The organism is Microvirga flavescens (genome assembly GCF_003290125.1).
Lineage (GTDB): Bacteria > Pseudomonadota > Alphaproteobacteria > Rhizobiales > Beijerinckiaceae > Microvirga > Microvirga flavescens.
Window position 1 is genome coordinate 710,987 of the sequence record NZ_QMKH01000001.1, and the last position, 13,421, is coordinate 724,407.

A 13,421-nucleotide genomic window follows, 5' to 3' on the forward strand; every position below is an offset into this window, starting at 1 on the left:
CGGGCCGGCGTATCGCCGGCGGATGGAAACGCTTTTCCCGAAAAGACAGTCGTTTCAGCGCCGCAAGGGCACGCTTCACGCGCACCCCACATGCACCGCTTCATCGGCGTCTTTCGGGATAGGAGGGTCATGTAGTGCAAATTGCCGCGAGAAACAAGCTTTCGCGGCAGTTTGGCCTGTCCGGCCCACCCGGCGGCGTTATCTATCCCATCGCAGGAGCATGATCCCATGAGAGACACCGCGACGGACTGGCCGGAACTGCCGTTTTCCGCCTGGCGGGAGACGGCGCTGACCTTGCAGCTCTGGACCCAGATCGTGGGCAAGGTCCGGCTGGAGCTGACCCCGTGGCTGAACCACGGCTGGCAGGTGCCGCTCTACGTCACCGCACGGGGGCTCGGAACTTCTCCGATCCCGTTCGGGCATGAAATCCTCGAGATCGAGTTCGACTTCATCGACCATCGCCTGCTCGCCCGCACCAGCCGGGGCGGGGAGCGGTCGCTCGCCCTGGAGCCGCAGACGGTTGCCGCCTTCCATGAGCGGGTGATGCAACTCCTCGACGCGCTCGGTGTCTCGGTCTCCATCCGGGAGATGCCGAATGAGGTGCCGGACCCCATTCCTTTCCCGAAAGATACGGTTCACACCGCTTACGATGCCGCCGCGGCCCACCGTTTCTGGCGCGCGCTCATCCAGGTCGACCGCGTGTTCAAGCTCTTCCGCAGCAGCTTTCTCGGCAAGGCGAGCCCGGTGCACTTCTTCTGGGGCAGCTTTGACCTCGCCGTCACGCGCTTTTCGGGGCGCATGGCCCCGTCTCATCCCGGCGGCGTGCCGGGATTGCCGGATGCGGTCACCCGCGAAGCCTATTCCCACGAGGTGAGCAGCGCAGGGTTCTGGCCGGGCAACGATGCCTTCCCGCAGGCCGCTTTCTATTCCTACGCCTATCCCGAGCCGCCGGGCTTCCGCGACTGGCCGGTGGTGCCCGGCGCGGTGTTCGATACGACGCTCGGCGAGTTCATCCTGCCCTACGACGTTGTCCGCATGGCCGCCGATCCGGACGCGGTGCTGCTCGGCTTTCTCGAGGCGACCTATGCGGCCGCCGCTGAAACGGGCCACTGGAACCGGACCGCGCTGGAATGCTCCCTCGGCGTTCCCGCGCAGCCCCGTGCCGTCGCGTGAGAGCTGACCCGTCTTTTATTGAAATACGCTCAGCCTCTAGATGACGTAGAAATCTTTGTGCGTCATTTTCAGGTTCTTCGGCAGTGTCGCGATGATCACCGCCTTGCCTGCGCCGGAGCCGTCGGCATCGTAGTAGAGAATGCCCTTGCTCTTGTCGTAGACGATGTAGTCGTTCGCGTCCGCAGCCGCGTCACCGATGGTGAAATAGCCCTTCTTCAGCAAGGCCGGTTTCGATTCCGAACCCTTGGCGCCGAGCTTCTTGAACACCGCGTTGTCGAGCCAGATGGTGTCGTCCCTGACGCGGAAGTCCTTGATCTTGTCCTTGTTGCGGGTTGCATGAGGCTTTGTGTTGAACACGAAGATGTCGCGCCCTCCGTTGCCGGTGAGCGTGTCGTTGCCGGCTCCGCCCCAGAGGATGTCGTTGCCCGCGCCGCCGCCGAGCCTGTCGTTTTTCGCGCCGCCCTTGAAGATGTCGTCGAAAGGCGAACCCGCCGTCGTTTCCGGATTGATGTCGAGAACGTTCAGCGTGAGAACCTTGCTGAACACGTTGCCCGATCCGTCACGAACTTCGACCATGACGTTGTGCGTGCGTGCCTGCTCGAAATCCAGCTTGAAGCCGTTGGCGACGACGACCCGATTGCCTTCAATCGCAAAACGCCCGCCGGCGTCGTCGATGAGCCGGTATTGGAAGACTGCTCCGGCATTGTTGGGGTCGGTCGCAATCAATGTTCCGACAGCGGTGTCCTTTCCGGCAAGTTCGTTGACGCTGTTCGCGGTCAGGTTCACGTCGGGCGGCACCTGTGCCTCGCCGACGTCGTTGATGTAGACCTTGATTGCGGTCGTGCCCGAGGACAGGCCACCCGGTCCGGTCTCCTGCGCCTTCACCTCGATGAGGAAGTACTTGCGGCCGGTTCCGTCAGTCTCGATCAGCAAATCCGGGTCCTGTTCAAAATCGACCGGACCTTGCAGGATGATTCTGCCGTTCGAATTCACCGTGAAACGGTTGCCGGGATTGACTGTCAGAACGAAGGTGAACGGATCGCCCTGGCTGTCGCCGGAGCGAACGGTCGCAATGACCGTCTCGCCGGTGGTGTTCTCGTTGACGGAAGCCACATCGCCCTGAATTTCAGGCACCGTCGGCGGCGTGTTGCCCCCTCCCGTCCCGTTCTCGACGATGACGTTCTCGATGCCCTTGCCGTGCAGGGAGAGGATCGCCAGCGCCAATTCCTCGTCCGTGTAGTCCTCCCTGTAGATATGCGCCGTATCGAGGCCGGACGGATCCGTCCTGACGACATCGCTTGCATTGTGGATGAAATAAACGTCGTTTCCGGCGCCGCCATCGAGGGTGTTCTGAGACCCTTCGCCGCCGTCCAACGTGTCGTTGCCAGCAGCGCCGATGATCTCGTCGGACCCTCCGGCTCCGCGAATATAGTCGTCGAAGGCGGAGCCGAAATACTGGTCGTTTCCGGCGGTCCCGGTCAGGTCGATGCCTTGCGTGCGCGGATCGAGGATCTGGTAGCGAACCGTTGCCTCGCTCATGTTGGCGACAGATGTCCACGAGAGCATCAGGCGGCCGTCGGCGAGAAGAGACAGGTCGTTAAGGCCGATGCCCGGTTCCGTCACCGTGAACGGATCGCCGGCGGCGGCACCGGACGCTGAGAAGCAGCGAACCTGAATGGATGCCTCCGCTCCCTGATGAGCATGCAGGATGGCAAAGCCGCCATCCGGCAGCGCGACGACCTTCGACGTTCCGATGCGCTCGCCCGCCGCCACGACGAACTCGGCTCCCGCGGGTGTCCCATCGGTGTTGAGGATTCGCGCCTTGAGGGTTCCGGTGGCGCCGGCACCCTGGAAGAACACGGCGACGAAGCGTCCATCCTCGAGGCGCGCGGCGGCGGGATTGGAAAGGGCCGAGGATACCGAGAAGACGACCTGCGCCGGTGCGGTCTGGGATCCGTCGGCGTTACGGATCAGCATTCTGATCTGATCCTGGAAGGTATCCTGATCCTGATAGCGATAGAACAGCGCATAACGGTCATCGAAGCCGACCGACGTGAAGCCGAGCGGATTCGTGCCGGTGGGCTGGACCTGAGCGGCCCCGTCCTTGACCAGCTGTCCGTTCTCGATCCTCAGCACCTGAGACCAATCGGGCTGCGGGTATGGCCCCATGGTCGCCCCGGAAGCCACGACTGCGATGCGGCCGTCGCTCAGCGCCGCCAGCTTCGCGCCCCGGGTCGCCTCCAGCGATACGCTGTCGCCGAGCAGCGTTCCATCGCGGTCGAAAACGCGCACTTGGGGAACCGCTTCCGCGCCCCCATAAGCGTCCCAGAGAACGGCAACTCGCCCGTCCGTCAGCGTTGTCAGGGTCGGCTGCCCCACGGTGGTCGCGAAGGCAAATTCGGCCCCGCGCTTGGTGCCGTCCGCATTGAGAACCTGTGCCCGGCCCTGTGCCGGAGCGCCGAGATCGGTCCAGACCATGAGAAAGCCGCCATCCAGGAGGCGTGCGACCTGCGCGCCGGAGAACGATCCAGGAAGCGTGGCTGATGTCGCTTCGCCCCAGGTGGTGATGGCCATGTCATTCTCCCCATGCCGAGGCCCTGGACCGCAAGGCCGACCGAGGTTGGGAATGACATCTGCAAGATCGAAGCGAACTCTTCGAATGGATGGTATAGGCCTTAATTTTCTTTGATTTTAATGGGGAATCTCCACCAGGCACAGCGGTGCGGCGGGCCCGAACCTAGACCGGCAGCTCCGACCGGTGGGCGCGCGCCACCGCCCATTCCAGCGCCCGTTCGAGGCGGTCGTTGCCCCAGAACATTTCTCCGTCCTCGGCAAAGAAGGTCGGCGCGCCGAAGATGCCGCGCGATTGCGCCTCCTCACTCATCCGGCGCAGGCGCATCTTGTTGGCTTCGCTCTCGGCCTCGCTCAGCACTGCCTTCGGGTCCTGGCCGAGGCCGGTGAGGATCTCGGTCAGGAGAACCGGGTCGCCGATGTTCCGGCCCTTGCCGAACTCCGCCGTGAAGATCGCCCGGGTGAAGGCCGGCGTCCAGCCGGCATCACCGCCCAGAAGCGCCACGCGGGCGGCCAGAAGGCTGTTCTGCGGAAAGGGATCGGGCTTTACGAAGGGAATGTTGAGGCGCGCGGCCTCGCGCTCCATGTCGCGCCACATGTAGCGGCCCTTGCCGGGAAAGAGGTTGAACGGCGAGGAGGTCCAGCCCTGCGCGGAAAAGATCGGGCCCAGGAGAAACGGCCGCCAGAGCAGGCCGACCCCGGCCTCCTCGGCCGCCGCCTCGATGCGCATGGCGGTGAGATAGGAATAGGTCGAGGCGAAATCGTACCAGAATTCAAGGATCGGACGGGGCATCACGATCACCTCTCGCTGCAACGGGGAATATGGGCCACGGGATGCGGGCCTCAACCGTGGAGATGCCTGCCTTGTGGGAGGCTCTTATCCGATCCCCGTTTGTTTCAATAGGGCGGGCATTTCCGGGCGGGGATGCCTCCAGCGCATATCAATTGCCCGTTGCGCGGCTCAAGCTTCCGTTCTAAGTCGCGGGAACCCTTTCATTCTGGAACATCGACCATGGCTTCGACGCGCGTGAAAAAGGTCGTGCTCGCCTATTCCGGCGGCCTCGACACCTCCATCATCCTCAAGTGGCTGCAGACCACCTATGGCTGCGAGGTCGTGACGTTCACCGCCGATCTCGGCCAGGGCGAGGAGCTGGAGCCCGCCCGCAAGAAGGCGGAACTTCTGGGCATCAAGCCCGAAAACATCTTCATCGAGGACCTGCGCGACGAATTCGTGCGCGACTACGTGTTCCCGATGTTCCGCGCCAACGCGCAGTACGAGGGCCTCTATCTGCTCGGTACCTCCATCGCCCGCCCGTTGATCGCCAAGAAGCAGATCGAGATCGCCGAAAAGGTCGGCGCGGACGCCGTCGCCCACGGCGCGACCGGCAAGGGCAACGATCAGGTGCGCTTCGAGCTGTCCTACTACGCCCTCAAGCCCGACGTGACCGTCATCGCCCCGTGGCGCGAGTGGGACCTGCGCTCCCGCGAGCAGCTCATCGCCTTCGCTGAAGCCAACCAGATCCCGATCGCCAAGGACAAGCGCGGCGAGGCTCCGTTCTCGGTGGACGCGAACCTCCTGCACGCCTCCTCGGAGGGCAAGGTGCTGGAAGACCCGTCCCTCGAAGTGCCGGACTACGTCTATTCCCGCACCAACGATCCCGAGAGCGCGCCCGACAAGCCGACGGTCATCACCATCACCTTCGAGAAGGGCGATCCGGTTGCCATCGACGGCAAGAAGATGGGCCCCGCAGCGCTCCTTGCCAAGCTCAACGAGCTCGGCAAGATCAACGGCATCGGCCGCCTCGACCTCGTCGAGAACCGCTTCGTGGGCATGAAGAGCCGCGGCATGTACGAGACGCCCGGCGGCACGATTTTGTACTTCGCCCATCGCGGCATCGAGTCGATCACCCTCGACCGCGGCGCGGCTCACCTCAAGGATGAGCTGATGCCGAAATACGCCGAGCTGATCTACAACGGCTTCTGGTTCTCGCCGGAGCGCGAGATGCTGCAGGTCATGATCGACAAGAGCCAGGAATTCGTGACCGGCGACGTGAAGCTCAAGCTCTACAAGGGCGGCGTCCACATCATCGGCCGTGAGAGCCCCTATTCGCTCTACGATCAGGACCTCGTGACCTTCGAGGAAGGCGCCGTGGCCTACGACCACCGCGACGCCGCCGGCTTCATCAAGCTCAACGCGCTGCGTCTGCGCACGCTGGCGCAGCGCAAGAAGAAGCTGGGGCTGTAAGAAGACTGCAGATTTGGATTGCATCATGGCCGGGCTCGTCCCGGCCATTTTCGTTTAGGGCGCCCGCTGCAACGGTCTCGATCTGTCGGCCGACAGCTTTGCATTGATCCAAGAGCGGCAGCTTCAGACGGAACTCAGGAGTTTCCTAAGAAAAAGCCACTCAATTGGCCCTTTCTCGAACAACTAAGCTAGGATATTAAGCAACATTATATTGTTTAATATCCTTGGCGAGGTTCGAAAAATGGCGGCCATCTTCCATCGCGGCGACGATCAGATCATCAGCGGCTATTCGGAAGGCTGGGAGCAGAGAAACACCACGATCACTCTCCTGAAGGATGGCGGCTGGCTGATCACGTGGGACGCTTCGCATTTTGGTTCTCAGATAACGAGCATCCATCAACAGCGCTATGATGCTGGCGGCAATACCATCGGCTCGAAAGCCACCCTCTACACCTCGACGACCGAGCCTGCTGAAGGCATCAACGTCGTCGCCCTCGCCGATGGCGGCTGGTTGGCTACGTGGCAGAAATGGGATGATGGGAGGGATGTGAACGTCTACCAGCAGCGGTACAACGCGGATGGCTCCGTTCATGCGCCCCCAGAGCGTGTCAACAGAACGGCGGACAAGGATCAGTTTCTTTCGCATGTGACAGCCTTGAAGGACGGCGGCTGGCTGGTCACATGGGTTGGATCCGAGGCAAGCGGCTACAACAGGGACATCTATCAGCAGAGGTACGACGCCACAGGAACAGCGATTGGGACGCGGGACGAACGCGTCAACACCAGCACCGGCGAAACGGAAACAAACCCAAATACGATTGCATTAGCGGATGGTGGTTGGATCGTCACTTGGGATGATCATCGCAACGTAAAACAACAGCGGTACAATGCCGATGGCAGCCGCAATGGTACGGAAGTGCTCGTCAGCACTATAGGGGGCCAGAATGACACCAAGCCATCCGTAACAGCGCTGAAAGATGGCGGCTGGCTTGTCATATGGATGTCCGGGGAGTCCGGGGGACCCGCAGATCTTTATCAGCGGCGCTATGACCGAGATGGGCTTCCAGAAGGAGAGGCAGAGCGCGTCAACGCCTCGAAAGCCGCCGCCCATACAGCAGAAGCATTGACCGTGAAGGCCATGTCCGATGGCGGCTGGCTGGTCGTATGGCAGGCTGATAGTTGGGGGCCGCTTTACCAGCAACGTTACGACCGCGACGGTCAGGCGATGTTCACCGATGCGGAGAACAACCCGGTCGATCAATTGGTCAGCACCACATATATTTCCGGTTCAGCAGCCCCGAGTGTCATGGAACTGCCCGATGGCAGCTGGATCATCACATGGGCGAACAGCGGATCAGGTGCCATACGGCATCGACAGTTCGAGTTCAATGTCGCGCCCGATACCCTGGATCTGGATGGCCTGCAAGTCGCGGAGGATGCGGCTTACGGCACAACTATCGGAACGTTGAGCGCAACCGATAACAACGACGGCGACGTGTTCACCTACACCCTGCTCGACGACCCCGAAGGGCGCTTCGAGATCAAGGACGGCAAGCTCGTGGTCAAGTCTCCGAGCAAGCTCGATCACGAGACGGCGACCTCGCACCAGATCCGCATCCAGGTCAGCGACAAGGCCGGGGCCTCCTACACGAAAACCTTTATCATCCAGGTGAATGACAGCCCCGACGAAGTTTCGCTAAGCGGCAACACGGTGCTGGAGAATGCCGCAAAGGGCACGGTGGTTGGAACGCTTCGCGTTGCCGATCGTCCGGATGGCGTCACCTATGAAGTGCTGGGTGATGCCGCCGACAGTTTCGAGGTGAGCAACGGACAGCTCGTGGTCAAGAATGGCAGCGACCTGGACTATGAGAAGGACGCATTGCGCGAAGTCCGGATCAAAGTGACGGACCGGGCAGGCGCCAGCCACGAGGCTGTCCTCACCGTCCACCTGATCGACGGTCTCGACATCCTACGCGGCGGCAAGGGCAAGGATGTCCTGATCGGCACGGCGGGCGAGGACCGTATCTATGGCGGCCTCGGCAACGATACGCTGACCGGAAAGGCGGGCAAGGACGTCTTTGTCTTCAATACCAAGCCGAACAAGAAAACCAACCTCGACAAGATCACCGACTTCGATGTCAAGGACGATACGATCTGGCTCGACAATGCGGTGTTCAAGAAACTCGGCAAGGGAACCGAGACCAAGCCGGGCAAGCTGAACAAAAAGTTCTTCACCATCGGTGACAAGGCCAAGGACGAAAACGACTACCTGATCTACGACAAGAAGAAGGGCATTCTTTACTACGATCAGGACGGCTCCGGCGAGAAAGCGGCCGTTGAGATCGCGAAATTGCCCAAGAACCTCAAGCTCACCGCGAGCGATTTTCTCATCGTCTGACAACGATGGCGGATACGCAGCAAGGCTTTGTTCGCGCGGTCTCAGCTCAGAACGAGCGAGAGAGCGGCGGGCAAAAGAAAAACGGCCGGGCTCATCCCGGCCGTTTTCATTGATAAGATCGTCACTCTCAGATGATGAGGAAGTCCGCTGCGGAGAGCGATGCCTTGTTGGCGATCTTGATGATCTCGATGGGTTTGTAATTCGTGCCTGCCCCATCGGCGTCATAATAGACGATACCTTTCTTGTAGATCAGGTAGTCGTCCTTGTCCGTGGCCTTGTTCTTCTTGAAGAATTTTTTGTTCAGGGCACCCGGCGAATTCACCGAGCCCTTGCCGAGCTTCTTGAAGATGGCGTTGTCGAGCAGGATCTTGTCATCGCCGGGCTTGAAGTCGGTGATCGTGTCGAAGTTCACCTTCTTGTTCTGATTGCTGGCCTTCGTGCCCTTGCCGAGGGCGCTGTTGAACACGAACTGATCCGCACCGTCGCCGCCCGTGAGTATATCGTTGCCGGAACCGCCGTTGATACGGTCCGCACCAATGCCACCTTTCAGCACATCCTTCTTGCGGGTGCCGGTCAGGCTCTCCAGCACGTCGCCGACATGGATGATGAAGTCCTTCGCGACCGTCGCCTCGCCATCCGACACCATGGCGGTGATCTTGTGCGAGCTCGCGGTCTCGTAGTCGAGCACCGCGCCTGCCTTCACCACCAGCCTGCCGTCACGGATCTCGAAGCGCCCGCCCGCATCGTCGGTGAGCGTGTAGGTCAGCGCATCGCCGTCGCCGTCCCTGGCACTCAGCGTTCCGATCACTGTTCCGGCTGCGGCGTTCTCGAGGATCGAGGCGCCGCTCAGCGCAAGATCGGTCGGAGCTTTGTTCGGTTCAGGTTCAATAGGAGGCAGATTATCTGTAACGACGACCCTCGCAGTCGTAGTTTTATCGGCATGATCCGAGGCCGATATCAGAATTTCGCGACGCCAACCTTCAGCCGTTCCGCCATAGGTATAGGTGAGTGCGCGAATAAGCAGATCGATGCGGTCCGCCGTCGCATTCGCATTGAGCATGATCTCGAAGGATGAGTTCGTAACGTCATAGATGTTAGCGAAGGTGATGCCTGTTCTGGTATCGGCAATTTCGCCACCTTCCGTCAGGCCATCGAGCAGTCTGATAAAGCCGTCCATCGAGATGCCAAGCGCATCAGCAGCATTACCGCTTGTCACGGCGACGTTGATCTTTCTGATGCGCACATCGTCTCGGAATGTAGCATTGCTGCCAACATCGAGAGCAACAACCTCGCCTTTCGATGTGATGATCTTCTCGTCATCCAGATCGTTGATGATCGGCGCAGCATTGCCTGCACCATCATCGCTATCGTCCCAGATATCAGTGACACCTAAAGATCTTAATATATTGCGTTCGGCAACGTTAAAAGTATCGCCGATGAGATGAATACGTTTACCCGCAAGTCCATCATCCGTTATAACGTCCCTTGCGTTAAAACCCGATAGAGCTAAGCTTTTATCATTCAAAACAATGGTGCCATAGTCAGAAACAAGGAACATTTCATAGTTCCCGCTAAATGTCTTGCCTTGGAGGTTATATATCGAGCGCTCGTCTCCAAGCAGGCAGATAAAAGCAGAATATCCATATAGCTTCTCTGGTGCCGAAATCGCATCGACACCCTTCAACTGCTCTGCATTGATATATAAACTCCCACCATATTGATGAAAGACGATCCTCTCAAAGCCGGAAAACTCGGCTAAGACACTAAGATCGAAATCGGCATATCGGTCACCGAGGAAAAGCGTATCCGTTCCTTCGCCGCCGTTGAGACTGTAGTCACCGCGGAAAATGTCAGGCACAGCAAGAAACATGTCATCGCCATCCGAGGCGGGAGCCGAGTTCTCGCTTGTATCGAGGCCATCTACATTTTTAGGCAATAAATAAACAGTGTTGAAATAGTCTTTTGATACACCGGCTGCATCGGTGATCGTTATTCTGGTAAGACCATCATATGCAGCCCGATCATGAGGGAAGTCGAGCTGAAAGGTCAGGCTTCGGATGATTTCCTGGATGCCTTCTGCGGTCGCGTTCTCGTTGAAATTGAAGACCCATAGCCAGCTCGTCGAGCTTTTCGCAATCGTGCCGATATCGACTCTGTTTTCCAGGCCATCGTCAGGCGTCAGATCAACCATGGCATGCAACACACCATCAGCGCCTTTGACAAGCCGAATAGCGCCGCTCTGGTCTAGTCCAAGCGTTCCAAACGGAGCGCTAACTTCGAGGCTTCCCCCGCCGGGCGTGATGTAAGGCAGAAACGCATTTCGTTTTACATCGAGATAGACAGGAGCATCACCCGAGCGGACATACTGGTAATCCTTATCGAAGTTGCTAAGGCCAAATGCCCAGTACTGATACTCGCCGCTTGCATCCTTGATGGTCTCGAAACCATTCTTGAATAGCTGATTGCGCTCTTCGAGGTTAAAAACAACATCCGTGCCCGAGAAGTCGAGTATTGCTTTTCGAGACCCCGGTTTTGTCGCAAGAGCTGCTGCCTTATCTTTGAATTTGAGTATGAGCCAATGGCTTAGCAGGAAGTTCTCAAAATAGATTTCCGTGTTGCGAATATCAACATTGCTGAGATCGAGCGTGTACTTGTCTCCGGTATAGCTGACCCACGCAAGATCGATCACCAATTCATCTTTACCTCCTCCACCATCGAAGCCCTTGAGAGAGGCCAAAACGTCTGGATGGATGTGAACGATCTCGTCAGCAGACGTGCCCTGCACGAATTCGAAATTTTTGTGCGCGTACCTGTAGATGAAGAACTCGCTGAGTTCGGCGGTAGGCTTGAGCAGGATCGTATCGTCGCCCTCGCCTGCGTCGATCTCAACACGCGGCAGCCCTGGCCCAACCTCGATGAAGTCATCGCCGTCAGTGGGCACAGCGGTCGTGGCAAGGGCGGTCATTTGTGTCTCCGTCTGAAATCTCTTGGATCAAACAGGGTGTATCCAAGCCATAAATCTACTTATAATAGAATTGTAACGTTATATATAGTCAAAGAAAAAATTCGGTCGTACTCGCAGGCTTCCGAAACCCCTCCCCGCGCCCCACCTAAAGAACAGGCCCGCGCGGAGACCTTCATGCTCTGGTCCATTCCCATTGCGCGCATCGCCGGGACGGCGGTGCGCATTCATGTGACGTTCGTGCTGTTCCTCATCTGGATCGGCGCGGCGCAGTGGCAGCTTGGCGGGCGGGAGGCGGCTGTCAGCGGGGTACTGTTCATCGTGCTCCTCTTCGCCTGCGTGCTGGCGCATGAATTCGGGCACATCCTCACCGCGCGGCGCTATGGCATCAGGACGCCGGAGGTGACGCTCTGGCCCATCGGCGGCATCGCGAGCCTCGAGCGCATTCCGGAGGATCCGAAGCAGGAACTCCTGATCGCCATCGCCGGGCCGCTGGTGAATGTGCTCATTGCCGCCGTGCTGGTCCTCATCATCGGCATCGGCTTCAACGAGGCGGTGGTGACGGGGCTCGACGATCCGCGTGCGAACCTGCTGGCGCGGCTGGCCTCGGCCAACATCATCCTGTTCCTGTTCAACCTGATTCCGGCCTTCCCGATGGATGGCGGGCGGGTGTTGCGAGCGCTCCTTGCCATGCGGATGAACCATGCCGAGGCGACGCGCATCGCCGCACGGATCGGTCAGGCAACGGCCTTTCTGTTCGCGCTGGCGGGGCTTTTCGTGAATCCCATGCTGATTGTGATCGGCCTGTTCATCTATCTCGCGGCCACCGCCGAATCCCAACACGTGGCGCTGCAGGACGGGACGCGCGGGCTCGCCGTGCGCAATGCGATGGTGAGCACCATTGAGACCTTGTCCGTCGCCTCCACCCTCGATGAGGCGGTGGAGCTGATGCTACGCACCTCCCAGAAGGAGTTTCCGGTGGTCGGCGAGGATGGCCGCCCGCTTGGCCTGCTCACCCGCGACAGCCTGATTCTCGCCCTGCGCGAGGGCTCACCGACGACGGCGGTGCGGGACGTGATGAGCCGCGAATTCGCCACCGTGGAGGATTGGCAGCCCTTCGAGACCGCGCTCACCCTGCTCACCACGGCGAAGGCGCCGGCGCTCCTCGTGCTCGATCGGGCGCACAGGCTCGTCGGCATGGTGACGCCGGACAATGTCGCGGAAATGATGATGGTGACGAGCGTCAAGCCGGATTGGCGCTTTGGCAAGCGCCCGGCCTGAGGGGTATCTACCTCAGAGCCCGTGAGGAGGGCCGAGGAGGCCCGTCCCGAAGGGCGAGGCGTCTCCAGGGGGCGCTGGACACTCCTTCGAGACGCAGGCTGAAGCCTGCTCCTCAGGATGAGGTCTACATGTCCAAACAGGCTCTTAAGGCTTCGGCACTTCCTGCGGCGTGGTTCCGCCGCCGTCGAGCACGAATTTCCAGGAACCGTCGGCCTGCTTCTTCCAGATAGAGACGTAGACGCCGTGGCTTTTGACCTCGCCGTTCTCGCTCACCTTGTAGCGCCCGAACGTGTAGCCGAGATCGCCGCTCGCCGCGATTTCCGCCTTCAGCGGCTCCCAGCTCAAGGACGAGCCCTGGACCTTCGAAAACACCTCGATCAGCTCGCCCTTGCTCAGGATCGGCATGTTGCCGGGACGGATGAGGGTCGTCGCGCCTTCGGCGGAATAGGCGATGAAGGCTTTCCCCACGCCCTCCTTCTGGCCCATTGCGTTGAAGGCCCGGTCGACCTCGATCAGTTCCTGTGCAGGCATGGCTTGTCCTTTGGCGGCCTGGGAGATCCCGAGCGAAATCAGGCCCGCGACAAGCGCTGCCCTCAGCGTCAACGGCATCGGAATACCTCCTTGAAAGTTAAGACGTTATAACTTTGATATCCTGTCGACCGCGACCTGCCTAGCCCGTGGCCTGAGACCGCCCTGCCGCTTATCCGGGCACCCCTGCGACGTCGAAAAGACGCGGTCCCTATTGCCGCGAAAGGCACATCACTATATTGCATCGCAACGATTTCCCTTTT

General features: G+C 59.9%; 8 protein-coding genes. 4 read left to right on the top strand and 4 right to left on the bottom strand.

All coding sequences use genetic code 11. The features are described 5' to 3' along the window. Nucleotides 1-228: 228 nt before the first annotated feature. The gene (locus DQW91_RS03225) at nucleotides 229-1,173 is read left to right on the top strand and encodes a DUF5996 family protein (RefSeq protein ID WP_112662085.1); all 945 of its coding nucleotides are present in this window, start codon (nucleotides 229-231) and stop codon (nucleotides 1,171-1,173) included. Nucleotides 1,174-1,209: 36 nt separating this feature from the next. On the opposite strand, the gene DQW91_RS03230 is transcribed toward DQW91_RS03225, so the two are convergent. Continuing rightward, complete coding sequence (locus tag DQW91_RS03230; protein ID WP_112662086.1) at nucleotides 1,210-3,747, bottom strand: M10 family metallopeptidase C-terminal domain-containing protein; 2,538 nt, start codon at nucleotides 3,745-3,747, stop codon at nucleotides 1,210-1,212. A 163-nt stretch (nucleotides 3,748-3,910) separates the two neighbouring features. Continuing rightward, complete coding sequence (locus tag DQW91_RS03235) at nucleotides 3,911-4,537, bottom strand: 2-hydroxychromene-2-carboxylate isomerase (RefSeq protein WP_112662087.1); 627 nt, start codon at nucleotides 4,535-4,537, stop codon at nucleotides 3,911-3,913. Nucleotides 4,538-4,756: 219 nt separating this feature from the next. Between DQW91_RS03235 and DQW91_RS03240 the strand changes: the two genes are divergently transcribed. Further along, the gene (locus DQW91_RS03240; protein ID WP_112662088.1) at nucleotides 4,757-5,989 is read left to right on the top strand and encodes an argininosuccinate synthase; all 1,233 of its coding nucleotides are present in this window, start codon (nucleotides 4,757-4,759) and stop codon (nucleotides 5,987-5,989) included. Between the two features lie 241 nt (nucleotides 5,990-6,230). After that, nucleotides 6,231-8,387 carry a cadherin domain-containing protein gene (locus DQW91_RS17190; protein WP_112662089.1) on the top strand — a complete coding sequence of 719 codons (2,157 nt, stop codon included), beginning with the start codon at nucleotides 6,231-6,233 and terminating at the stop codon, nucleotides 8,385-8,387. Between the two features lie 127 nt (nucleotides 8,388-8,514). Here the strand turns inward: DQW91_RS17190 and DQW91_RS03250 are convergent, their stop codons facing one another. Next, complete coding sequence (locus DQW91_RS03250; RefSeq protein WP_112662090.1) at nucleotides 8,515-11,352, bottom strand: M10 family metallopeptidase C-terminal domain-containing protein; 2,838 nt, start codon at nucleotides 11,350-11,352, stop codon at nucleotides 8,515-8,517. 174 nt (nucleotides 11,353-11,526) lie between these two features. Here DQW91_RS03250 and DQW91_RS03255 point away from each other — a divergent pair, with 174 nt between their 5' ends. Beyond that, nucleotides 11,527-12,630, top strand: coding sequence for a site-2 protease family protein (locus tag DQW91_RS03255; RefSeq protein ID WP_112662091.1), 1,104 nt, complete (start codon nucleotides 11,527-11,529; stop codon nucleotides 12,628-12,630). A 144-nt stretch (nucleotides 12,631-12,774) separates the two neighbouring features. Here the strand turns inward: DQW91_RS03255 and DQW91_RS03260 are convergent, their stop codons facing one another. Further along, the gene (locus DQW91_RS03260; protein ID WP_112662092.1) at nucleotides 12,775-13,239 is read right to left on the bottom strand and encodes a YybH family protein; all 465 of its coding nucleotides are present in this window, start codon (nucleotides 13,237-13,239) and stop codon (nucleotides 12,775-12,777) included. Nucleotides 13,240-13,421: the final 182 nt, after the last annotated feature.